The sequence below is a fragment of the Streptomyces sp. NPDC060205 genome, assembly GCF_042728395.1.
In the GTDB taxonomy this organism is placed as follows: domain Bacteria; phylum Actinomycetota; class Actinomycetes; order Streptomycetales; family Streptomycetaceae; genus Streptomyces.
Genome location: NZ_JBHWZP010000158.1, coordinates 1 through 21547, shown reverse-complemented (window position 1 = coordinate 21547; position 21547 = coordinate 1). Strand labels below are relative to the sequence as shown.

Annotated in this window: 16 protein-coding genes and 1 pseudogene; 12 read left to right on the top strand and 5 right to left on the bottom strand. The window is 71.0% G+C overall.

What is annotated here, in order from left to right; all coding sequences use genetic code 11:
- Window positions 1–80: 80 nt before the first annotated feature.
- A complete protein-coding gene (locus ACFWGJ_RS25590) occupies window positions 81–614 on the bottom strand; it encodes a TerD family protein (protein ID WP_387328699.1) in 534 nt (177 codons plus the stop codon).
- A 153-nt stretch (window positions 615–767) separates the two neighbouring features.
- Between ACFWGJ_RS25590 and ACFWGJ_RS25585 the strand changes: the two genes are divergently transcribed.
- The 4 genes from ACFWGJ_RS25585 to ACFWGJ_RS25570 all read left to right on the top strand — a co-directional run bounded on the left by ACFWGJ_RS25585 (window position 768) and on the right by ACFWGJ_RS25570 (window position 5339).
- Window positions 768–1373, top strand: a complete 606-nt coding sequence (locus tag ACFWGJ_RS25585) for a YdbC family protein (RefSeq protein WP_387328697.1) — start codon at window positions 768–770, stop codon at window positions 1371–1373.
- A 103-nt stretch (window positions 1374–1476) separates the two neighbouring features.
- The gene (locus ACFWGJ_RS25580; protein WP_189774570.1) at window positions 1477–2136 is read left to right on the top strand and encodes a histidine phosphatase family protein; all 660 of its coding nucleotides are present in this window, start codon (window positions 1477–1479) and stop codon (window positions 2134–2136) included.
- A 249-nt stretch (window positions 2137–2385) separates the two neighbouring features.
- Window positions 2386–3297 carry an ADP-ribosylglycohydrolase family protein gene (locus ACFWGJ_RS25575; protein WP_387328694.1) on the top strand — a complete coding sequence of 304 codons (912 nt, stop codon included), beginning with the start codon at window positions 2386–2388 and terminating at the stop codon, window positions 3295–3297.
- A 578-nt stretch (window positions 3298–3875) separates the two neighbouring features.
- Window positions 3876–5339 (top strand): DUF4153 domain-containing protein, encoded by a 1464-nt coding sequence (locus ACFWGJ_RS25570; RefSeq protein ID WP_387328702.1) that lies wholly within the window; start codon window positions 3876–3878, stop codon window positions 5337–5339.
- 206 nt (window positions 5340–5545) lie between these two features.
- On the opposite strand, the gene ACFWGJ_RS25565 is transcribed toward ACFWGJ_RS25570, so the two are convergent.
- On the bottom strand, window positions 5546–7093 hold the full coding sequence (locus ACFWGJ_RS25565) for an MFS transporter (protein WP_387328691.1): 1548 nt from the start codon (window positions 7091–7093) through the stop codon (window positions 5546–5548).
- 206 nt (window positions 7094–7299) lie between these two features.
- Between ACFWGJ_RS25565 and ACFWGJ_RS25560 the strand changes: the two genes are divergently transcribed.
- From ACFWGJ_RS25560 to ACFWGJ_RS25550, 3 genes are all read left to right on the top strand, one after another.
- Entirely contained in the window at window positions 7300–7923 is a 624-nt protein-coding gene (locus ACFWGJ_RS25560; protein ID WP_387328689.1) for a TetR/AcrR family transcriptional regulator, read from the top strand.
- A 161-nt stretch (window positions 7924–8084) separates the two neighbouring features.
- The gene (locus ACFWGJ_RS25555) at window positions 8085–8786 is read left to right on the top strand and encodes a ribonuclease HII (protein WP_387328686.1); all 702 of its coding nucleotides are present in this window, start codon (window positions 8085–8087) and stop codon (window positions 8784–8786) included.
- A 68-nt stretch (window positions 8787–8854) separates the two neighbouring features.
- Complete coding sequence (locus ACFWGJ_RS25550; protein WP_387328684.1) at window positions 8855–9484, top strand: hypothetical protein; 630 nt, start codon at window positions 8855–8857, stop codon at window positions 9482–9484.
- A 596-nt stretch (window positions 9485–10080) separates the two neighbouring features.
- Here ACFWGJ_RS25550 and ACFWGJ_RS25545 read toward each other — a convergent pair.
- Window positions 10081–10707 (bottom strand): hypothetical protein, encoded by a 627-nt coding sequence (locus ACFWGJ_RS25545; RefSeq protein ID WP_387328682.1) that lies wholly within the window; start codon window positions 10705–10707, stop codon window positions 10081–10083.
- A 221-nt stretch (window positions 10708–10928) separates the two neighbouring features.
- Window positions 10929–13091, bottom strand: a complete 2163-nt coding sequence (locus tag ACFWGJ_RS25540; protein ID WP_387328679.1) for a RecQ family ATP-dependent DNA helicase — start codon at window positions 13089–13091, stop codon at window positions 10929–10931.
- 133 nt (window positions 13092–13224) lie between these two features.
- On the opposite strand from ACFWGJ_RS25540, the gene ACFWGJ_RS25535 reads away from it, so the two are divergent.
- The 5 genes from ACFWGJ_RS25535 (at window position 13225) to ACFWGJ_RS25515 (ending at window position 21329) form a co-directional block, all read left to right on the top strand.
- Window positions 13225–14922: a DUF4192 domain-containing protein gene (locus tag ACFWGJ_RS25535; RefSeq protein WP_387328677.1), complete on the top strand. Its 1698-nt coding sequence runs from the start codon at window positions 13225–13227 to the stop codon at window positions 14920–14922.
- Between the two features lie 485 nt (window positions 14923–15407).
- A complete protein-coding gene (locus ACFWGJ_RS25530) occupies window positions 15408–17492 on the top strand; it encodes a glycogen debranching N-terminal domain-containing protein (protein ID WP_387328674.1) in 2085 nt (694 codons plus the stop codon).
- A gap of 125 nt (window positions 17493–17617) precedes the next feature.
- Window positions 17618–18376 (top strand): NUDIX domain-containing protein, encoded by a 759-nt coding sequence (locus ACFWGJ_RS25525; RefSeq protein ID WP_387328671.1) that lies wholly within the window; start codon window positions 17618–17620, stop codon window positions 18374–18376.
- Between the two features lie 127 nt (window positions 18377–18503).
- Window positions 18504–20279, top strand: a complete 1776-nt coding sequence (locus ACFWGJ_RS25520; protein ID WP_387328669.1) for an ATP-binding cassette domain-containing protein — start codon at window positions 18504–18506, stop codon at window positions 20277–20279.
- 162 nt (window positions 20280–20441) lie between these two features.
- Window positions 20442–21329, top strand: a complete 888-nt coding sequence (locus ACFWGJ_RS25515) for a FadR/GntR family transcriptional regulator (protein WP_267029355.1) — start codon at window positions 20442–20444, stop codon at window positions 21327–21329.
- A gap of 125 nt (window positions 21330–21454) precedes the next feature.
- Here the strand turns inward: ACFWGJ_RS25515 and ACFWGJ_RS25510 are convergent.
- Window positions 21455–21547: pseudogene (locus tag ACFWGJ_RS25510) on the bottom strand (metallophosphoesterase); the annotation flags it as partial.

The following is a 21547-nucleotide window of genomic DNA, read 5'->3' as shown; positions in this document are numbered from 1 at the left end:
GTACAGCCACCAGCTGTACCGCCCCTTCGGCGTGTCTGCGTACTCTCAGCGGCACGCGCGTGCGCGAGAGCCGTGTGGACTCAGGACGCTTCGGCGTTGCCCATGATGCTCGCGAAGGTGGCCGGGTCCGCGTCGAAGCCGCGGACGGCGGGACGGAAGGTCCACTCTCCGGAGTCGTCACGTACGAACTCGGCGACCGTCGTGGCCGTGGACCCCAGGACGCCGCCGAAGTCGTCCTCGGAGAGGACGGTGTAGCCCTCGCGGATCCGCAGGGCCGGGTTGGAGACGCCGACGAACGTGCGCCGTCCGGTGCGCTGCTGTATGGCGACGCCGACCATCACGCGCGCGTAGCGCTTGTTGAGACGGCTCAGCTCCAGGGTCATCACCTCGTCCCAGCCGAAGCCCTTGCCGTCCTTGCTGTCCCGGTTGAGGTAGATGGTGCCGTCCGGGGAACGGCTGCCGAAGTGCACTACGTAGTCGGGGTTCTCCTGGGAGTCGGTCGCGAGATAGGTGGCGGCGACGATGTCGAGATCGATGGCCGGTTCGCCGGTGGGACTGGGATCCCACTTCACCGAGACCTCGACCTTGCTGATGCCCTTGTTGAGGCCGTTCACCGCACATCCCTCCTGGTGCCCCTGCGTCGGACGCCTCAACTGCCGCGCAGTTGAGGCGTGTTGTCCATCGTGCCACGCACACGGGGGCGCTCGCGCGGATGCAGTGCGCCCGACCGTGACCGGCGCCACGTTCTTGGGCCTTACGATGGCGCCGTGCTGGTCAAGTGGATTCGCTGCACCGTGGTGGACCGCCGCGGTTTCGAACGGGGACAGCGAAAATGGGCGGGACTTCTGGGGGAGCCGGGATTCCGGGGGCAGGGCGGGGGCTGGAGCCGGGGGAGGCCCGGAGTCGCCCACATCTTCGCCTTCTGGGAGAGCCGTGCCTTCTACGACTCCTTCATGGCGCGCTCCCATGACCGGCTGGCCGCGTCCCAGTCGGGCACCTTCAAGGACCAGTACGCCACGCTCTTCGACCACCGTTTCGACGTGAAGACCGGCTTCGAGCCACGCTTCACGGAGGCCGATCTCGTGCGGGTGGCGCACTGCCGCGTGCACGAGGAGCGCGCCGAGCACTTCGCGCTGATGCAGGAGAAGGTCTGGAATCCGGCGATGGCCGGCTCGCCAGGCATGGTGCGAGGGCTGTTCGGCGAGGCGCCCGGACACGAGTTCCTGGTCCTGTCGATGTGGCAGTCGGCCGCCGAGCACGGCAAGTACCGGGCCGAGCGGGTGGAGCGGCTCGCCCTGCGGGCCCAGATAGAGGCGGACGTTGTGGCACTCACGGGGGACATCGTCCAGCTGGAACCGACCTGGACCGTCTGACCGGGTCCTGACGGCGTCCCACGAGACCGCGATTTGTGTGACCTGTGACGTATGAAGCCCGTACGAGTGCTCGATCGGGCGTGACCCGATCTAGGGTTCCGGTATGGCACGTCCACGGCGCATCGTTCTTGTCCGGCACGGCGAGTCGGTGGGCAATGCCGATGACTCTGTCTACGAGCGTGAACCCGACCACGCTCTGGCACTCACCGAGAAGGGGTGGCGACAGGCGGAGGAGACGGGCAAGCGGCTCAGAGAGGTCTTCGGCCGCGAGCAGGTAAGCGTTTACGTCTCCCCGTACCGCCGCACGCACGAGACCTTCAGGTCCTTCCATCTCGACCCCGCCCAGGTCCGCGTCCGGGAGGAGCCCCGGCTGCGCGAGCAGGACTGGGGGAACTGGCAGGACCGCGACGACGTACGCCTCCAGAAGGCCTATCGCGACGCGTACGGGCACTTCTTCTACCGCTTCGCACAGGGCGAGTCCGGCGCCGATGTGTACGACCGGGTCGGCAACTTCCTGGAGAGCCTCTTCAGGAGCTTCGAGGCGCCCGACCATCCGCCCAACGTGCTCCTGGTGACCCACGGCCTGGCCATGCGGCTGTTCTGCATGCGCTGGTTCCACTGGACGGTCGCCGAGTTCGAGTCGCTGTCGAACCCCGGGAACGCGGAGATGCGGATGCTGGTCCTCGGGGAGGACGGCCGCTACACGATCGACCGTCCTTTCGAGCGCTGGCGTGATCCGGAGTCCTACGGGGCCACCGGTTAGCGGGGTCGTGGCGGCGTCAGGGTGGTGTTGGACCGGTCGTTCGCCGACGGGGGTTCGGGGCCGGAGTCCTGGTTCCGGCGTTCGGTTTCCGGAGTCCCGGTTCCGCGTTCCGGCGTCCGGGTTCGGGGTCCGGCGTCCGTCGTCGGACCTTCGTCATCCGGCACTTGTTGTCTGGCCGTGGATGTTGTTCATCCGCTTCTGTTGTCTTTTGTCCGCAATTCATGAGTAACGAACTAGAGTGGCAGGGCGATGACCGCTGACTCCTCTTCCGCCGGGCGCCTCGACCGTGCCCTGGCCAGCCTGCGCGGTCTCGCGGTCGGGGACGCGCTGGGCTCACAGTTCTTCGTGCCCGCGAACTATCCGCTGCTCCAGGACCGCGCACTGCCGCCCGGGCCCTGGAAATGGACCGACGACACGGAAATGGCCGCCTCCGTAGTGGCCACTTTGGCCGCCCGCCACCGCATCGACCAGGACGAACTGGCCCGCTCCTTCGCCGAGCGCCACGACGCCGACCGGGACTACGGCCCGGCGGTGGACCGGCTGCTGCGGCAGATCCGGGAAGGCGGCGACTGGCGCGAACTGTCCTCGGCCCTCTTCAAGGGGCAGGGCTCATGGGGCAACGGCGCGGCGATGCGGATCGCGCCGCTGGGCGCCTGGTACGCGGACGATCCGGAGCAGGCCACGCACCAGGCGGAGATCTCGGCGTATCCCACCCATCAGCACCGCGAAGCGGTGGTCGGCGCCATGGCCGTGGCGGCCGCCGCCGCGCTGGCCGCGGCACCCGGAGGCCCGCCCGGGCCCGACGCGCTGCTCGACGGCGTCATCGCTCTCGTGCCGCGCAGCGCCGTGGGCGCGGGTCTGCGGCGCGCCCGGGACATGCTCGACTACGGGGACACCACCACGGTGGCGGCCGTCCTCGGCTGCGGCCGACGCACTACCGCGCATGACACGGTGCCCTTCGCGCTCTGGTCGGCGGCGCGGGCCCTCGGTGACTACGAAGGGGCCTTCTGGGCCACCGCCCAGGTGGGCGGCGACATGGACACGACCTGCGCCATCGTCGGAGGGGTGGTGGCCGCCGGTACGGCCGGGGCGCCTCCCGCGGAGTGGCTGGAACGAACCGAGGCGCTCCCGGGCTGGCTGACACCGGAGGCCGCACTGTAGGGCGGGGTGCCGATATCGGCTCATGGGCCACGCGCGCGTGCCCTCTTTTCGTCCCACCCAAGTGCCGATCCCTGTCACAGCCCTGCCACAGAGAAGCCGTGACCGGCTGTCCCGGGACCCTCGCGGTTACCCTTTCCGCCACGCCGATCGTTGATCATCAAGAGTCGGCGCCGACGAGAAACCGGTTCCTGAGCCTCCCCCGCAGCCATGTGCGGCGTGCTGGCCGGACCGGTGGGGGAGGGGGTCCTGTGTCCGGCAAACCGTCCGAGGCCGAGCCGAGAGGGTCGGAAACCGAGGATCAGGCGGAGCCCGCCGAGTCGAAGTCCACGACAGGAGCACCAGACACGGTAGGCACGGCAGACGCAGCAGACGCAGCAGACGCAGCAGACGCGACGGATTCGGCGGATGCTGCGGCGGGGCCCGGTGGCGATGCCGAGGAGCCCGAGGACACCGTTCCGGCGAGTCCGGGCAAGGTGACGAGTTCGGGCTCCGGCTCGGGTCAGAAGGGCTTCGCCGTGGCGGACCTCGACGAGGACGGAGGCTGGGAAGGTCCCGCCGTCGACTCCTGGTTCGCGGACATCCAGGCGCAGACTCCCGCACCCGTCCGTACCGCGACTCTCTGGGCCGCCCTGGCCACCGGTCTGCTCAGCATGCTTCTGCTCGGAGAGGGCCTGGCGCTCAATCTCCTGCTGGTGGCGATACCGATCACCCTCGGTGTGTACTTCGCGGCCGGGAGAGCGGGCCGACGGCCACGTCCCTGGACGCTGGTGTGGGGCGGTGCCGGACTCGCCCTGCTGGTCGTTCCGGCGCTGCGCGACGCCGGCTGGCCGTCGTTCCTCGCCGTCGTCGCCGCTCTGGCGGTGGGCTCGCTCGCCCTGCACGGCGGTCGTACCTGGACAGGGATGCTGTTCGGCCCGATCGGCCTCTACACCTCACTGGTCACCGGTCCGGGCTGGGGCTGGCGCGGACTGCGCGAGCGCACCGGCGGGGCACGCGGCAACGTCGGCCCGGTCCTGCGCGCGATCGTGGTGGCCGCGGTCCTGCTGGTGGTCTTCGGTGCCCTCTTCGCCGGCGCGGACGCCGCTTTCGCCGACCTCCTGGCGGACCTCGTGCCCGACGCGTCGGTCTCCGGAGGCCCCTGGCACGCCGTTCTGTTCGTGATCGGCGTGGTCGGCGCTCTGGCGGCGGCGCACACGGCCGCGGCACCCGTTCAGTGGGACCGCGTCGCGGTGCCTCCTGGCCGCGCCCGTGGCCGCGTCGAGTGGGCACTGCCCCTGATCGTGCTGGTCGCGCTCTTCGCTGTGTTCAACGCCGTCCAACTGGTCGTCCTGCTCGGTGGATACGACGCCGTCCTGGACAAGACCGGCCAGACATACTCCGAGTACGCGCGTCAGGGCTTCTGGCAGTTGCTCCTGGTCACGTTGCTCACCCTGCTCGTGATCGTCCTGGCCCTGCGCTGGGCGCCCCGGGACGACTCGCGCGACCGGACACTGGTACGCGCCGTCCTCGGCAGCCTCTGTGCCCTCGCCCTCGTGGTCGTGGCCTCGGCGGTGCGGCGTATGGACATGTATGTGGAGGCGTACGGGCTGACCCGGCTGCGGATCTCCGTGGTGACCGTCGAACTCTGGCTCGGCCTCGTCATCGTGCTCATCATGGCGGCCGGTGTCCTCGGAGCCCGCTGGCTGCCGCGTGTGGTGCTGGCCGGCGCGGCCGCGACGGTGCTCGTCTTCGGACTCGTGTCGCCCGACGGGCTGATCGCCGAGCGCAATGTCCAGCGGTACGAGCGGACGGGCACGTTCGACCTCGACTACGCGCGCGGGCTGTCCGCCGATGCCGTGCCGGCGCTGGACAAACTTGATGAGCCGCTGCGGTCCTGTGCCCTGAAATCCATCGATGAGGACCTGGGGGACGACGTCGGCCCCTGGTACGCCACGAGCTGGGGCGAGGTGCGCGCCCGGAACATCCTTGACGAGCGGAAGCCGTCCTCCGAGGCGGACTGGCGCGTGTGCAGCCGCCTGGAACAGGATCTGGCGTACCGCTGAGGAGGGGCGTCGAGGGCGCGTACCGCTCGTGCACCGCTCTCGGTGTACTCCTGAAGTCGCCGCGCGCGCCTACCTGCGTAGGCGCGTCGCTTCGGGCGCGTCCGTGCGGTGTGCCGCCGGATCGATCGCGTGGGAACCAAGCAGGCCGGTCCGCCGTTTCCAGTACGGCGGTCCGGCCTGCTCATCGTGTCCGTGACGGTGGTGGATCAGCCCGCCGGGACCCCTGCTGTGCCCGACAGTGCCTCCAGGTCGCTCTTGCGGACCCGGATCACCAGCGTGGCGACGGCCAGAGCCAGCACGGCCATGGCGACGGCCGGAAGGAAGGCCGTGGAGATGCCCTGGGCGAGCACCTCGTGACTCCAGGGAGCGGGCAGCTGATGCGTGGTGGCGAACTCAGCCTTCTGCTCGGCCGAGGCGTTGGCCATGAAGTCCGTGACCTGCTTCTCCGCCTCCTCGCGGCTCGCCGTTCCGAAGACCGTGGTGAGGATGGACAGGCCCAGCGAACCGCCCACCTGTTGTGTGGCGTTGAGCAGTCCGGACGCGGCGCCCGCCTCGTGGGGGGCCACTCCGGAGACCGCGGTCAGGGTCAGCGTCACGAAGTTCAGCCCCATGCCGAAGCCGAACAGCAGCATCGGACCGAGCACGCCGCTGACGTAGGAACTCTCAGGATCGATGAATGTCAGCCAGCCGAGCCCGATCACCACGAGGGTCGAGCCGACCACCATGAACGGCTTCGGGCCCAGCACCGGCAGGAACCGCTGCGACAGACCCGCGCCGGTGCCGATCGCGACCGTGATGGGCAGGAAGGCCAGACCGGCCTCGATCGGCGTGTACTGCAGCACGTTCTGCACGAAGAGAACGATGAAGAAGAACATCCCGAACATGGCCGCGGCCAGGCTCAGCATGATCACGTACGTACCCGAGCGGTTGCGGTCGGCGAACATGCGCAGCGGTGTGATCGGTTCCCTGGCCCGGGACTCGACCAGCGCGAAGGCCACCAGGAGGACGACCGCGGTGCCGAAGGACGCGATGGTGAGACTGTCCCGCCAGCCCTCCTCCGCGGCCCGGATGAAGCCGTAGACGAGCGAGGCCATACCGAGCGTCGAGGTGAGCGCGCCCGCGATGTCGAAGCGCCCTGGATGCCGCTCGGACTCGCTGATGTAGAGCGGTGTGACCACGGCGATCAGTACACCGATGGGTACGTTGACGAAGAGCACCCAGCGCCAGTCGAGCCACTCGGTGAGCATGCCGCCGGCGAGCAGCCCGATCGCGCCGCCGCCGGCCGAGACCGCGGCGAACACCCCGAACGCCCTGTTGCGCTCGGGCCCTTCGGGGAACGTCGTCGTGATCAACGCCAGCGAGGTGGGGGAGGCGATCGCGCCGCCCACCCCTTGGAGGGCGCGGGCCGCCAGCAGTTGCCAGGGCTCCTGGGCGAGGCCGCCGAGCAGCGAGGCGACGGTGAACAGCAGGATGCCGGACATGAAGACCCGGCGCCGGCCGAGGATGTCACCGGCCCGGCCGCCGAGCAGCAGCAGACCGCCGAACGTGAGCGTGTAGGCGCTGACCACCCAGGTGAGATCGGTGGTGGAGAACTTGAGCGCGCCTTGAATGTGCGGGAGCGCGATGTTCACAATCGTCGCGTCGAGTACCACCATGAGTTGGCAGGCCGCGATGACGGTGAGCGCGATGCCGGGGTGCCCCTCCCGGCGGGCCGCTCCCGGCTTCTGATCTTTGATCAACGGAGAGGTTGTCACTATTGAGTCCCCCACGAGTGCGTTAGTGAACGCTCGCGTTCACTGTCGCGTCAAAAGGTAGTGAGTCCCCGACAGTGAACGCAAGCGTTCACTGAAGTCGCTGCCGATTGGTGTCACTTGACCGCTCACGGACCCCGGTCCGTATGGCACGTACGTGCGTCTGTGCGAACGTCCGCGCCCCCGCCCGCTCACATGGAGACAGGCTCATGGTTACTTCGAGTTGGACGGCCGCCCCCGCTCAGGCGGCCTCCCCGCGCAGACGCGGCGCCGTACTCGAACGCGCGATCCTCGACGCCGCGCTGGAGCAGCTCAGCACGGTCGGCTGGAACGGCCTCACGATGGAGGGTGTCGCGGCCGGCGCCCAGACGGGGAAGGCAGCGGTCTACCGCCGCTGGCCGTCGAAGGAGGATCTCGTCGCCGACGCGCTCCAGGCCGGGCTGCCGTCGCTCGTCGAGGTGCCCGACCTCGGAAGTGTCCGGGACGACCTGCTGGAACTGTGCCGGCGGGCGCGCGCGGCGATGTTCTCGCGCCCGGGATTCGCGCTGCGCTCGGTCATTCACGAATGCGACTCGTCCCAGGCCCAGCGTTTCCATGAAGTCATCCTGTCGGGGGTCGTGGAGCCGACGATCCGGCTGCTCGGGGAGGTCATCGACCGTGGTATCCGGCGGGGAGAGGTCCGGCCGGACGCGGCGAACTCCTATGTCCTCGACGCCATTCCGGCGATGATGATGTACCGCTCCAAGGTGTGCGCGAGCGAATGGAACGAGCGGGACATCGAGGAGATGATCGACCAGCTCATGGTTCCGCTGCTGCGACCGGAAGGTGTCTGACAAGGGTTCCGCGGGCGCCTCGGGCGGGCCGCGGGGGTGACGCCGGGCAGGCTTCGCGCCGCCTCCGGGCGGACCCCCGGCCGACCCGGTCGCGGGTGTGCGGGGCACTCGGGGGAACCGGGTGTCGTGCGTGGTTCCGGGCGGCGTAGGCTGAGCGTGTCATGCCGTACGAACCACCGACCCACACCGTCGAGCGCTCCCTGCGCGCCACGACCGGAGCCAAGGTCATTGCCGGTGTCGACGAGGTGGGGCGCGGCGCCTGGGCCGGTCCGGTCACCGTCTGCGCGGCGGTCACGGGCCTGCGTCGCCCGCCCGAAGGCCTCACCGACTCCAAGCTCCTCACCGTCAAGAGGCGCACAGCACTCGCCGAGATACTGGCGCAGTGGGTGACGTCGTACGCCCTGGGGCATGCTTCACCGGAGGAGATCGACCAGCTGGGGATGACGGCCGCGCAGCGGCTGGCCGCCTGCCGCGCCCTCGAAGCGCTGCCGGTGCGTCCCGACGCGGTCATCCTCGACGGGAAACACGACTATCTGGGTATCCCGTGGCGGGTCCGTACGGTGATCAAGGGCGACCAGTCCTGCGTCTCCGTGGCGGCGGCCTCGGTGATCGCGAAGGTCCAGCGCGACAAAATGATGGCCGAACTGGGTGTCGACCATGCAGACTTCGGTTTTGCGGCCAACGCCGGGTATCCGTCACCGGTTCACCGGGCCGCACTGGAGATGCGGGGCCCCACCCCGTACCACCGGCTGTCGTGGGCGTATCTTGATGCGCTGCCCCAGTGGCGGCACCTCAAGAAGGTCCGCAGTTGGGCGGATGAAAGCGTTCCGGAGATCGAAGGGCAACTCGGCTTCGACTTCTGACCGTTCCGTTCGCACTCATGTGCCACCCGCTTAAGCGAGTCGCACCGGCGTTTGATAAAAATCAGCTCATGCCTCTCATTCCCGAGGAGCCTCAGATTCACGAGAGTGCCCAGGGTCCCCGCGTCAGTCCGGCCACCGGCCGGACCGTGCCGACCCCCCGCCCCGTACCCGGCCCCCGTCCCGCGGCACCCCCGCGTCCAGGCCGTCCGGGTCCTGTCCGGCCGATGCCGCCTGTGCAACGCACGCCGCGCGACACGGCCGTGGCCAAGCCGGGGCCTGCCGCTCCGGCGGCCCCAGCCGCAGCCTCGACTCCTACGATCCAGCTGATCCCGGCCTCGGCCGAGGGCGCGCTGGACGCCGCCGAGGAAGCGGTCGACCTGCTCCTTGACTCGGGCAGGGCCCCCGGTGAGGTGCTGGTGATCACCACCGGCGAACCCCACCCGTGGGCCGCGCACGAGCTCTCCTTCGGCGAGGCCGCGTACTGGGCCCAGCACGACGCGGGAGACGACGTGTTCTACGCCGACGCCTCCGCCATCGGTCGTGCCGCGTCCCGGCCCGTGGTCGTTGTCGCCGTCAATGGCGGGCCCGACGCCACCGCTGCCACCGCGCTGCCGCTCGCCCTCGGGCGAGCCGGCACCCTGCTGATCGTCTGCGGGGACCCGCAGCAGATCAACTCGGTGCTGGGCGCGAAGGTCTGAGAACCCCCTCTTCCAGGGGGTTCTCACGGCTCGGATGCCACCGCGGTGGCATCTGCTCGGAGCATGCACAGAGGACGGTTCGACGTGTGCCGGTACGGGGGATGTGCCGGCGCGCTGTCGACGTCGTGATGCGGTGCAAGCGCTCGGCCCGAAGCGTGAACCGAGCGCGTAGGCGGCCGTGTCCGCCGTGGACTGTGTCTGCGGTGGGTCGTGTCGATGGTGAGGCCGCGTCCGCGGTGGGGCTGTGTGGGTCTGCGTGACGCCGAAGCTCGCCGCCGTTGTCGGCTTCGGCGTCAAGCCCGGCCGTAGGTCCGGCATCACGTCCGGCATCATGTCCGGCGTCGCGTCGGCCGTCGGGCCTCGCGTCCGGTGCAGGTACGGCTGTGTCCGTGCCGATGTGTCGATGTGCCGAAGTCGGCGTTCAGTCGTGCCCAAGTCTGTGCTTGTGCCCATGTCGGTGCTGAGCGCCGTCGTGGCGCCTCTGAGCGAGGCAGCAGCGGTGCGAGTGCTTGGCTGTGCTGTCGGCGCGCAGGTGCAGCCTGGCGCGGGCGGGGCTGAGCCGGGGCCCGTGCCGGCGGCCGAAGTCGGCCGTCGGCTCAGCGTGCGGCCGCGCGGCGCAGTACCTCAGAGGCCGACCCACCGGTGCGCGGCTGTATGGACTCGGCCGCGGCGAGCGACTCCAGGGACTCCGGCGGCGAGTCCGCGTTGGGCCGACGGCCTCCGCGCCCCTCGCCGAGCACCTGCCAGCCGTCACGTGTCAGCGTGATGTAGGCCCCGCAGCGCAGGCCGTGCAGCGTGCAGGCGTCCCGCAGCCCCCACATCCACGCGCCGTCCTCCTCCGTCCACCGCGCGTCGCCGTCACGGCAGTAGAGCAGCACGGCAGTACGCACCGGGGTACGGCGGCGCAGGTCGTGCGGGATGACCCGGCGCAGCTGCGCGAGCAGCGCGTTGCGGAACATCCAGCCGTCCGCCGGAGCCGGCCGCCGGATGAAGGAAGCGCTCGCGTTCAGCCGTTCATCGGGGTCGAGCACTGCCACGATCGCGGTCGTGGGTCCGGGCCGATGCCGGGAGTGGAGCCCGCTGACGACCTCCCGGGGATTGCGCAGAAGCGGAATCCCCGCAGCGGCCCATTCGGCGGGTTCGAGCACCCGGGTCAGTGGATTGGCGGAAGTGGCGGCCGTCGACATGGGTGCCGCCGAGGACGGAGCGAATCCGAAGGTCACGGTCCTCCCTTCGGCTACGCGCCCACACAGCGGGCGAGGTCGGACTGGGGGAGCGCGCCGCAGCACAGCCCGAACGGGCGGCCTCGGGAGGCCACGCGGGGCGCGAGGCCAATTCTTCCTGTCGAACTTGGTTGCGGCAACGAGCAATTGGGGCCACCGACCGTTATCTGGCGATCCGTTGCTTATATCCCTGCTCGGTATTTACCACCGCACCGCAGGAATCAACCTTGCACGGCGAGTACCAGCGGCAACACCCCCTGGGCGCCGGCCCGCCGCAGCATGCGCGCGGCCACCGCGAGCGTCCATCCGGTGTCGGTCGAGTCGTCCACGAGCAGGACGGGGCCATCGGCTTCGGCGAGCGCGGCGGCCAGACCGGGCGGCACCACGAGCGCGCCGTCGAGGGCCTTCAGCCGCTGCGCGCTGTTGCTTCTGGAGACCTGTGCGGCGTCGGCTCCCGGGGTGTACTCGATGGAGCCCAGCAGGGGCAGGCGGCCGACCTCGGCGATCCGCGCACCCAGCGACTGGACGAGGTGCGGCCGGCGCTGCGACGCCATCGTGACGACACCGACAGGGCGCGGTACGGCGCCGGAACCGCCCGAGGCCCAGCCGCCAGGTCCCTTCGCCCAGTCGGCCAGCACGCCGACGACTGCCTGGGCCACGTCGTCCGGGACCGGTCCGTCCGGGGCCTGGGGGGCGAGCATCGGCCGCAGCCGGTTGCCCCAGCCGATGTCCGAAAGCCTTCCCAGCGCCCGTCCGGTCGCGGCCTGTTCCCCGGCAGGGATGCGTCCCTTCAGGTCGACGCCCACGGCGGGCAACCCTGTGGGCCACATCTTCCGGGGATCCACCTCGATCCCCGCGCGGCCGAGCTCGCCGCGCGCCGAGTCCAGTGCGGACGAGGACACGGCGTCGGAGAACCGCGGCTTCGTGCAGGTGTCGCAGCGACCGCACGGGGCGGCTCCCTCGTCGTCCAGCTGCCGGCGCAGGAACTCCATCCGGCAGCCGGTCGTCGTCACGTAGTCGCGCATGGCCTGCTGCTCGGTCGCGCGCTGCTTGGCGACCCACGCGTAGCGCTCGGTGTCGTACGTCCACGGGGTGCCCGTGGAGATCCAGCCGCCCTTGACGCGCTTCACGGCGCCGTCCACGTCCAGGACCTTGAGCATCGTTTCGAGCCGTGACCTGCGCAGCTCCACCAGGGGTTCGAGCGCAGGGAGCGACAGCGGGCGGCCGGCCTGGCCGAGAACATCGAGGGTGCGCCTGACCTGCTCCTCCGGAGGGAAGGCGATCGACGCGAAGTACTGCCAGATCGCCTGGTCCTCCTTGCCGGGCAGGAGCAGCACCTCGGCATGCTCCACGCCACGGCCCGCGCGGCCCACCTGCTGGTAGTAGGCGATGGGTGAGGACGGCGAACCCAGGTGCACCACGAAGCCGAGGTCGGGTTTGTCGAAGCCCATGCCCAGCGCCGAGGTGGCGACAAGGGCCTTGACACGGTTGGCGAGCAGGTCCTCCTCGGCCTGCTGGCGGTCCGCGTTCTCCGTCTTCCCCGTGTACGAGGTCACGGTGTGCCCTGCCTGCCGGAGGTAGGCGGTGACCTCCTCGGCGGCGGCCACGGTGAGCGTGTAGATGATTCCTGAGCCGGGCAGCTCGACCAGGTGCTCGGCGAGCCAGGCCATCCGGTGGGCGGCGTCCGGCAGCTGCAGCACGTTCAGGCTCAGGCTCTCGCGGTCCAGGGGGCCGCGCAGGACGAGGGCGTCCGTGCTTCCGCCGGTGCCCAGTTGCTCGGCGACGTCGGCGGTCACGCGCGCGTTGGCCGTGGCAGTGGTCGCGAGGACCGGGACGCCTGAGGGAAGGTCGGCGAGCATGGTGCGCAGGCGGCGGTAGTCCGGCCGGAAGTCGTGGCCCCAGTCGGAGATGCAGTGCGCCTCGTCCACCACGAGAAGACCGGTCGCCGCCGCCAGCCTGGGCAGTACCTGGTCCCGGAAGTCGGGGTTGTTGAGCCGCTCGGGGCTGACCAGAAGGACGTCGACCTCACCTGCGGCCACCTCGTCCTGGATCGTGTCCCACTCCTCCGCATTGGACGAGTTGATGGTCCGCGCCCGGATGCCGGCGCGTGCGGCTGCCTCGACCTGGTTGCGCATGAGGGCGAGGAGGGGGGAGACGATCACCGTGGGACCGGCTCCTTGCTCCCGCAGCAGCGCGGTCGCGACGAAGTACACGGCGGACTTGCCCCAGCCGGTGCGCTGCACGACCAGGGCCCTGCGCTTGTCGGCCACGAGGGCCTCGATGGCGCGCCACTGGTCCTCGCGCAGCCGGGCGTCGCCCCCCGGCGCGCCGACGAGGCGGGCGAGGACGGTGTCGGCCGCTGTGCGCAGCTCTTCGTTGCTCATGGCCCCCATGCAACCCGATGGGTCGGACATCGCGCGAATGAGCCGGTCCGCTGTGGACAACTTCTGTCGTGGTCATGGTCGTGGTTATCCACAGGGCAAAGCGGAATTCCGGGTTTCGCGGGAGGGTCACGGCATGACGAACCACAGCGAACCGGCCGAGAACATCGGCGACGGCGACGCCGGCCGATGCGACGAGAGTGCCGACCGGATCAGCACGGACGAGCAGAGCGGGCAGAGCATGCAGAGCGGGGGGAGCAGGCAAGGCTCGCAGGAGGGGCGCGGTGGGCGGGGCGAGTGGGGTGGACCGGACGGGCCGGGCGTCGATCAAGCCGGAAGGCGAGAGGACCACGAGGGGAGGGCCTCTGCCGACTCGGCACACGGCGCGTCCGGCGGCGTACACGGCGCGGTGGACGGCGCACATGGCGCGACCGGCGGTCTGTGTCCGGACCACCAGGTCACGCTCCGCACTCCGGCCGAACTGGCCGATGCCCTGCCCTACCTGCTCGGTTACCGGCCCGAGGACAGCATCGTGCTCGTGGCCCTGCACGACAGGGACGGGCGTGGCCGCTTCGGCGGCCGGGCCCGACTCGGTATCCCGAGCAACGCGGACGACTGGCCGTCCGTGGCGCAGCAGCTGACGCACGGCCTGGTGAAGGGCAGCGAGCGGCGGGGTGCCCTGCCCGAGAGCATGGTCGCCTTCCTCTGCCAGGAACCCGGGGAAGGAGAGTCGGGCCGGGCGGCGATGGAGCGTCTGCGTCCGCTCGCCCAACTGCTGCGCAAGGCCTGTGGAGTGCTCGACGTCCCGGTGATCGAGGCACTGTGCATCTCGGACGGCCGCTTCTGGTCGTACTGCTGCCCCAGCGAACACTGCTGCCCGCCGGACGGTACGTCGATGGGCCTGCCGGGCACGTCCGTGCTGGCCGCGGCCGCCACCTACGCCGGGCTTCAGGTGCGGGGCACTCTGCGGCAGCTGCGGGCGAGGCTCACTCCGTGGGAGACCAAGGCGGCACTGGAGCAGGAGTCGGCCCTCGACGCGGTGAGCATGGCGCTGATTCCCCGGATTCTGGACGACGGGAGCCGCGCCGGTGTGGCGGCCAGGACCTTGGAGCTGGCCCACCAGGTCATGCGCCGGTTCGCCGACGCGACCTCGGCCGCCCCTGGGCCCGGCACACTGCCGGCGGATCTGCGGGACGACGAGCTACTGGGTCACGAGGAGGCGGCCACGTTGATCCTCGGCCTGCAGGACCGCACGACACGGGACCGGGCTGCGGAGTGGATGGAGGGGGACGAGGCCGGACCGGCCCTGCGTCTGTGGAGGGCCCTGGCGCGCCGCTGTGTCGGCTCGTACGGGGAGCACGCAGCGGCTCCTCTCACGCTCGCCGGGTGGGTCGCATGGTCCTCCGGCGACGAACTGGAGGCACGAGAAGCGCTGGCCATGGCGCTCGGGGCGGATTCCGGGTATCTCTTCGCGCGGCTGCTCCACCAGGCGTGCAACGAGGGTCTGGACCCGGAGTCGATCCGCCGCTGTCTGCGGGGGGAGCGTGCCGGTCGCGTCGACCGCGAGGTGCTTCCCTCGCCAGTCGTGCGTGGAAGGTCCCGGGACGCTGCGGAACTGCCCGGACATGGTCCTGCGGGGGCTGCCAAGGTTTCCGCCCGCCGCCGGCGCAGGTCGCGGGTCATGGAGGGCGCGGCCGACCGGCCCGGTTCCCGACCGGCCGGTACCGGTGGCACACGCCGTCCTCGGTCCACCTCTCCCGGCTCGGGGGTCCCCGCAGGGGATGACTCGGGCCGAGGCGGCGGCAGCACCGGCCGGGACGGCAGCCGCAGGTGAGGTCTACGCCGCAGGTCAGGTCTACGGGGCACGGGTGGAAGTTATGGCTGGTCGCGGTCGCGGTCGCGGTAGGGGTGGGGGGCTGGGTCTGGCTCGCGAGCAGGACCGGGGTCGGGGCTGGGACCAGGGCCTTGGCCATGGGATGGCGACGAAAGCGGCAGTGGGCACGGCCACGGCCACGGCGATGGCCATCGGACGGGTGGTGGCGTCGGGCACCTTCGGGCCGACGAGCCGCCTCCGGTCTCCGGTATGGAGACGGCCTGGGCGTCCGTGCCGGCGGATCGGCCTGTCGGGTCCGATCGGTGGGCTTCCGCGGACCAGGGCGTGACCCGGGACAGGCCGGTCCCGTTCACCTGAGTGGCGCAGCCCTCAGGCGTGCGGTGCCATCGCATCGGCCGCGCCCCGTCGGAGCCCCCGCACCTCGCCGAACCTTCATACACCGCCGAGCATCCACTCAGCGCACGGAGCACAGAAGAAGCCGCCCCATGCCCCTGCCCACCCCGTCCTCCAGGCCCTCCGTTCCGAACAACGACCCGTCGTCCTTCGGGAGGTCCGCACAGCCCTCCATAGGCCGCGGTGTTGCCCTGGCCCCGCACACGGCGCCGACTGTGCAGCGCGGCACCGTGACTCTGCCACCCGCCCACGCCGCACTGATCTGTGTCGCCCTGCCGGGACTCGTGATCTCCACGGATCAGGGGCAGCTGACGGGGCATGGGCTGGAGGGCTTCTACCGGGCGGGTCGACGCGTGCTCTCCCGATGCCGACTGCGGGTGGCGGGCCGGGAGCCGCTCGCGGTCCAGGCCCGGCTGGTCGCCCCCGACCAAGCGTGCTTCCTGGGCGTATTGAGCCTCTCCGCCGACGGCGGACCCGATCCGGACATCCTGGTCGAACGGATGCGTTACGCGGACGGTACGGAGCGGATCACCCTGCGCAGCGCGGCCAACCGGCCTCTGCGTCTTCCCGTCGAGGTGGCGCTCGGTACGGACCTGGCCGAGCTGGGTGCGGTCGCGGCGGGCAGAGTCGGCCCCGAACTGACGGCCAGTGTCCATGACTCAGGAATGCGGTGGTCGTGTGCCACCGGGGATTCCGTTGTCACCGCCGACCCGCCGCCTTCGGACGCGCTGGCCTCCGCCGGGCTGCTGCGCTGGGAGTTCGAACTGCCTCCCGGCGGCGTTCGAAGCGTGGAGCTGAAGGTGCGTCCGGCCGGGGCGGGGCCCGTCAGAGCCGTCGCACGCGGGGCCTCCAGCCCTCTCGCTCCTGCTCGGGCCACGAGTGACGATCCAAGGGCCGAGGCGCTGCTGCGCACGAGCATCGAGGATCTGCAGGCGCTTCTCCTGCGTGATCCCGCGCAGCCGTCCGACACTCATCTGGCGGCCGGGGCGCCCTGGCGCTGCGGCCTTGCACCGGCCGAGGCCCTCGCGGCAGCCCGCATGACTCTGCCGCTGGGTACGCGCCTCGCGGCGGGGACCCTGCGCACGCTCGCCCGCACTCAACTCGTCGGCGCCGGACCTCGATCAGGGCTGATTCCTGGCCCCCGCCGGCAGGTCGGCGCCCAGCTGCCACCGAGCTGCACAGGGCAGGAGGCGACGCTGCTGTTTCCCGTGGTACTCGCGGAGGCCCGCCGCTGGGGGCTCTCCGAGCCGGAGACGGAGGAGCTGCTGCCCGCGGCCGAACGGTGCCTCCAGTGGCTGCGGACAGCTGTCGGCGGCGGTACGTATCTGGCGGACCCGCACCCGGGTGGGCCATGGCGCTGTGAGACGCAGGCGCACGCTCACCGGGCCGCTCTGCTGGGCGCCGACCTCCTCGACGCATACGGCAGAGGGGGCGGTGTCGAGCTGCGGCAGTGGGCGGGGGAGATGAGGGCCGCGTTCCGGGAGGACTTCTGGATCGAGGACAGGGCGGGCGGCAGACCGGCTGCGGCCCGACTCCCGGATGGACGGCTCGTGCAGCACCTCGGCTCCGGCGGTGTCCACCTGCTCGACACCGGACTGCTCGGCGCCGGCGCACCGGCACCGGGTCTGCTCGACAAGGTGCAGACGGAACAGCTCGCGCGCCTGTTCGGCGGACCCGCCATGGATTCGGGCTGGGGGCTGCGCAGCCTGGGCGCGAAGGAGACGAGCTACAACCCGTTCGGGCATCGGAGCGGGTCCGTGCGCGTCCACGAGACGGCTCTCGCCGTGGCGGGGCTGGCCGCCGCGGGCTACGAGAAGGAGGCGAGCTCGCTGCTGCTGGGCGTGCTGGCGGCGGCCGAGACCTTCGGGCACCGGCTGCCGGAGATGTACGCAGGGGAGCAGCGTACGGAAGGCGGCTCCCCGGTTCCCCATCCGACGGCCTGCAGACCGGCGGCCACAGCCGCAGCGGCCGGTGTCCTCCTGCTCGCCACGCTCACCGGGATCCGTCCCGATGCCCCGGCTCGTACGGTGACGCTGCGTCCGGTGCGCTGTGCCCCGCTGGGCGAGATCGGGCTGACCGGCCTGCGCGTCGCGGGCGCCCCCTTCTCCGTACGTGTCAGCAGGCTGGGTCTGGCCTTGGTGGAGGAGGCGGCCGACGGGCTCCAACTGGGGGCGTGAGGGTCGGCCGGCCCCGGACCTGCGCTCATGGGAGCCGCGGTGTCCTGTCCGGGAGCATCGGATCAGCCATGTGAGCGACCGGTGAAGAGAGTGTTTATCGTCAGGCAGACGACTATGATCGCGGCATGCCCTACGACCCGTCAGCTTTCGCGCCGTTCGCCGTCACCGTCGACCTGGTCGTGCTGACCGTGCGTCGTCACGCCCTGTGCGCGCTGGCGATCCGCAGGGGCGAGCCGCCCTTCCAGGGGCGGTGGGCGCTGCCCGGCGGTTTCGTGCGTCCCGACGAGGACCTGTCGCAGGCCGCGGCGCGGGAGCTGATGGAGGAGACCGGGCTGTGCGCCCATGCCCCGGACGCTCCCGCACAGGTGAACGGAGCACATCTGGAGCAGCTCGCGACCTACGGCGACCCCAAGCGTGACCCGCGCATGAGGGTCGTCAGCGTCGCCCATCTCGCTCTCGCGCCCGACCTGCCCGCGCCCAGAGCCGGCGGAGACGCGAACAGCGCGCGTTGGGCCCCCGTCGAGGACCTGCTGCAGCAGGGCGGTTACGGACGTGACGGGGAACAGGCCGCGCCGCTCGCCTTCGACCACGCCCAGATCCTGTCGGACGGTGTGGAACGTGCCCGTTCCAAGATCGAGTACTCGTCGCTGGCGACAGCCTTCTGCCCGCCCGAGTTCACGGTCGGCGAGCTGCGCCGGGTGTACGAGGCGGTGTGGGGGGTGGCGCTCGACCCGCGCAACTTCCACCGCAAGGTGACCGGTACGCCGGGATTCCTCGTCCCCACCGGCGGCACGACCACCCGGCAGGGCGGCCGGCCCGCCCAGCTCTTCCGGGCGGGCGGCGCCACCCTGCTCAATCCGCCGATGCTCCGCCCTGAAGTCTGAGGCGGACCCGAGATCGGTGGGTCGTGAGGCCGACAGGCCAGGTAAGTGGCCTGACCGGTGCGGAGGCTGCTGTCGGGCGCGCCCAAGGTGACCGGAAAACGGTATATATCGCGCTATCTTGCTTTGGGTGATCCAGGCCATCGGACTGACCAGCAACGCCCGCAAGGAGCTTCCCCCCGCTGTCGACGACGTCTCCTTCGAGGCGCCCTCCGGTCGTGTCACGGCGCTCCTCGGAGCCCCCGGCGCAGGCAAGACGACCGCCCTGAGGCTCATGCTCGAACTGCAACAGGGCCGCGGAATCACCTACTTCAGAGGCCGCCCGCTGCACCGCATCGCCCATCCCTCGCGCGAGGTGGGCGTTCTCCTCGGTGACGTTCCCGGCCACCCGGCCCGCACGGTCCGAGGTCAACTCCGCATGCTGTGCGCGGCGGCCGGCGTACCCGCACGCCGCGCCGACGACGTTCTGGAGGTGGTGGGCCTCGTCAGCCTGCGTGACGAGCGTCTGGGCACTCTCTCGCGCGGTATGGACCGTCGGCTGGGCCTCGCCTGCGCTCTGCTGTCCGATCCGCACACCCTCGTGCTCGACGGCGCCACAGAAGGACTTGCCGCTCGCGAAAGCCGCTGGCTGCACGGGGTGCTGCGCGCCCACGCCGGTGCGGGTGGCACCGTGCTGTTCGCCACGGACGACCCCAGGGAGGCCGCGCAGGCCGCCGACCGGGTCGTCACGCTGGAGAAGGGCAAACTCGTCGCCGACCAGGAGGCCGCGGACTTCGCCCGCACCCGGCTCCGGCCCCGAGTCGCCGTCCGGAGCCCGCACGCCGCCCGGCTCGGTGCTCTGCTGATCAAGGAGGCACGCACCGCCCGGTGCTCCGTGGAGGTCGTGCGCGAGGACGGCAACCGCCTCTCCGTGTACGGCAGCACCTGTGCCGACATCGGCGAGTCCGCCTACCGCCACGGCATCCTCGTACACCAACTCGCTGACGAAGTCGGGGACATGGGGGCGACTCCCGCGCCGGAAGCAGGGGCGAGTTCTCGCGAGGGTGAGGCTGACGTCGAGGCGTCGGTGGGGCGCGCGGGAGTGCAAGGGGGGCGTGAACTGTCGCCCCTGCCGCCGCCCATCACCGTCCGCCAGGGCGCCGGCCCCCTGCGGCCGCTGCGCTATGAACTGCGGCGCGCGGCAGGGGTCGGCACGGGCCGGCTCACCGCAGCCGCCGTGCTCGTCGTCTCGGCGCTCACCGCCGTACTCCTGGCCAGGGCGGGACACACGCCGCAGTCGCGGCTGCTCGCCGCGTGGCCGCGGGACTTTCCCCTGCCGCCCGCGGCGCTCGGTGCGGGGCTGCTCGGGGCCTTCGCCTTCGGCGACGAGTTCCGGCACCCCGCCCTGGCCGCGGACCGCGGCACCGTCCCGCGCCGCCTGGGGCTGCTGGCCGCCAAACTCGCCGTCGCGGCGGCCACCGCGCTGACGCTCGCCCTCGGAGTGGTGGGTCTGAACGCCGAACTGCTCTATCTCTTGTACGGACGGGAGCTGACCGGAGTTCCGCCGGACTGGATCCCTCTGGGTGCCAGTTGGACCGGTCTGGTGATCGGCTGCGCCTGGGCGGGGGTTCTGGCGGCGGGGATCTTCCGGTCCACCACCGCCGGCCTCGCGGCGGTTCTCGCCGTGCCCATCCTGGTCGTACCGATCGTGCAGAAGGCTCTGGAAGGGCCGTCGGTCCGGACGGCTGCCGGGTTCTCGACCCGGCTGCGTGAGCTCGTACTGGTGCGGTGGCCGTTCGGGGGCGAGCACTATCTGGTCGCCGCGGCAGAGGTGATCGCTCAACCCGTCGCCGGCGCACTGATGTTGTCACTCACAGCTCTGCTCTGCGCATATCTGCTCACGACCCTGCGGAGCCGGGTCCGATGACGACCGCCCGTGCACGTGTGTTCCCCTCATGCGCACAACTCCACGCAGAACGCCCATTTCTTTCCGATAAGGCGTCAATTGCGACGGTGTGAGCGATCACCCTTTCGTGTGCTTTTCACCAAAGACCTCAAGGGAGTTGGAGACGACGCCGACAAAGGATCCGTGACTACCCTTGCGCACGCCATGATGACCGCCGCCCGTTCCGCAGACTCCGGCCTCACCGGTCCGGGCGAACTCGACCGCTACCCCTATGCGGAGGGCCCCGGCGCAGACCGCGTCAGCAGCTCCGTGTGGGATGCCACGGACCCGGACCTGGGTCGCATGGGCCGACGTGCCGCCGGAAGTCGCGGCCGCGGCCTGCATGGCCAACTGGTTCAGCAGCTGGGTCAGATGATCGTCTCCGGTGACCTGGGTGCCGACCGCCCGCTCGTCCCCGAGGAGATCGGCCAGCGATTCGAGGTCTCCCGCACCGTCGTCCGTGAGTCCCTGCGGGTTCTTGAGGCGAAGGGTCTGGTCAGCGCCCGCCCCAATGTCGGCACGCGTGTGCGTCCGGTCAGTGACTGGAACCTCCTGGACCCGGACATCATCGAGTGGCGCGCCTTCGGCCCGCAGCGTGACGACCAGCGTCGTGAGCTGAGCGAGCTGCGCTGGACGATCGAACCGCTGGCCGCCCGCCTCGCCGCCGGACACGGTCGGCCGGAGGTCCAGCAGCGGCTCACCGACATGGTCGAGATCATGGGGCACGCGATGGGGCAGGGCGACGCGCTCACCTTCTCGCGGGCCGACGCGGAGTTCCACTCGCTGCTCATCCAGGTCGCGGGCAACCGCATGCTGGAGCACCTCTCCGGGATCGTGTCGGCCGCGCTCCAGGTCTCCGGCGGCCCGATCGCGGGCTGCGACCGGCCGACCGAGGCCTCCCTCTCGCACCACGCCAGGATCGCCGACGCGCTCGCGGCGGGCGACGCCTCGGGTGCCGAGGCGGCCATGCGGCAGCTGCTCACCGTCCACCCCGAGGTGGAGCGCGTCGTGCCCGCGCCGCGCGAGCACTGATCGCGTACCGCGGGTGGCGCGGTCGGGAGCGTTCGTCCCGCGTGGCACCGATCGGCCGGCGAACCGTCTGCCGCCGGGCCCCGCCGGATTCCTGGAGGATCCGGCGGGTGCCGGGCGGGGCCGGGTCACCAGGTGAGGGCCCAGGGCTTTCCGGTGCTGGCGAAGTGGCCGACGTTGACGCACTCGGTGGCGCCGATCCGCATCCGGCGGGCCAGCGG

Bases quoted from the DNA above. Each gene is read 5' to 3' on its own strand.
- ACFWGJ_RS25550 (WP_387328684.1), top strand. From the start codon at position 8,855: ATGCCTCTCATTCCCGAGGAGCCTCAGATTCACGAGAGTGCCCAGGGT.
- ACFWGJ_RS25525 (WP_387328671.1), top strand. From the start codon at position 17,618: ATGCCCTACGACCCGTCAGCTTTCGCGCCGTTCGCCGTCACCGTCGAC.
- ACFWGJ_RS25540 (WP_387328679.1), bottom strand. From the start codon at position 13,091: ATGAGCAACGAAGAGCTGCGCACAGCGGCCGACACCGTCCTCGCCCGC.
- ACFWGJ_RS25535 (WP_387328677.1), top strand. From the start codon at position 13,225: ATGACGAACCACAGCGAACCGGCCGAGAACATCGGCGACGGCGACGCC.
- ACFWGJ_RS25560 (WP_387328689.1), top strand. From the start codon at position 7,300: ATGGTTACTTCGAGTTGGACGGCCGCCCCCGCTCAGGCGGCCTCCCCG.
- ACFWGJ_RS25530 (WP_387328674.1), top strand. From the start codon at position 15,408: ATGCCCCTGCCCACCCCGTCCTCCAGGCCCTCCGTTCCGAACAACGAC.
- ACFWGJ_RS25555 (WP_387328686.1), top strand. From the start codon at position 8,085: ATGCCGTACGAACCACCGACCCACACCGTCGAGCGCTCCCTGCGCGCC.
- ACFWGJ_RS25575 (WP_387328694.1), top strand. From the start codon at position 2,386: ATGACCGCTGACTCCTCTTCCGCCGGGCGCCTCGACCGTGCCCTGGCC.
- ACFWGJ_RS25580 (WP_189774570.1), top strand. From the start codon at position 1,477: ATGGCACGTCCACGGCGCATCGTTCTTGTCCGGCACGGCGAGTCGGTG.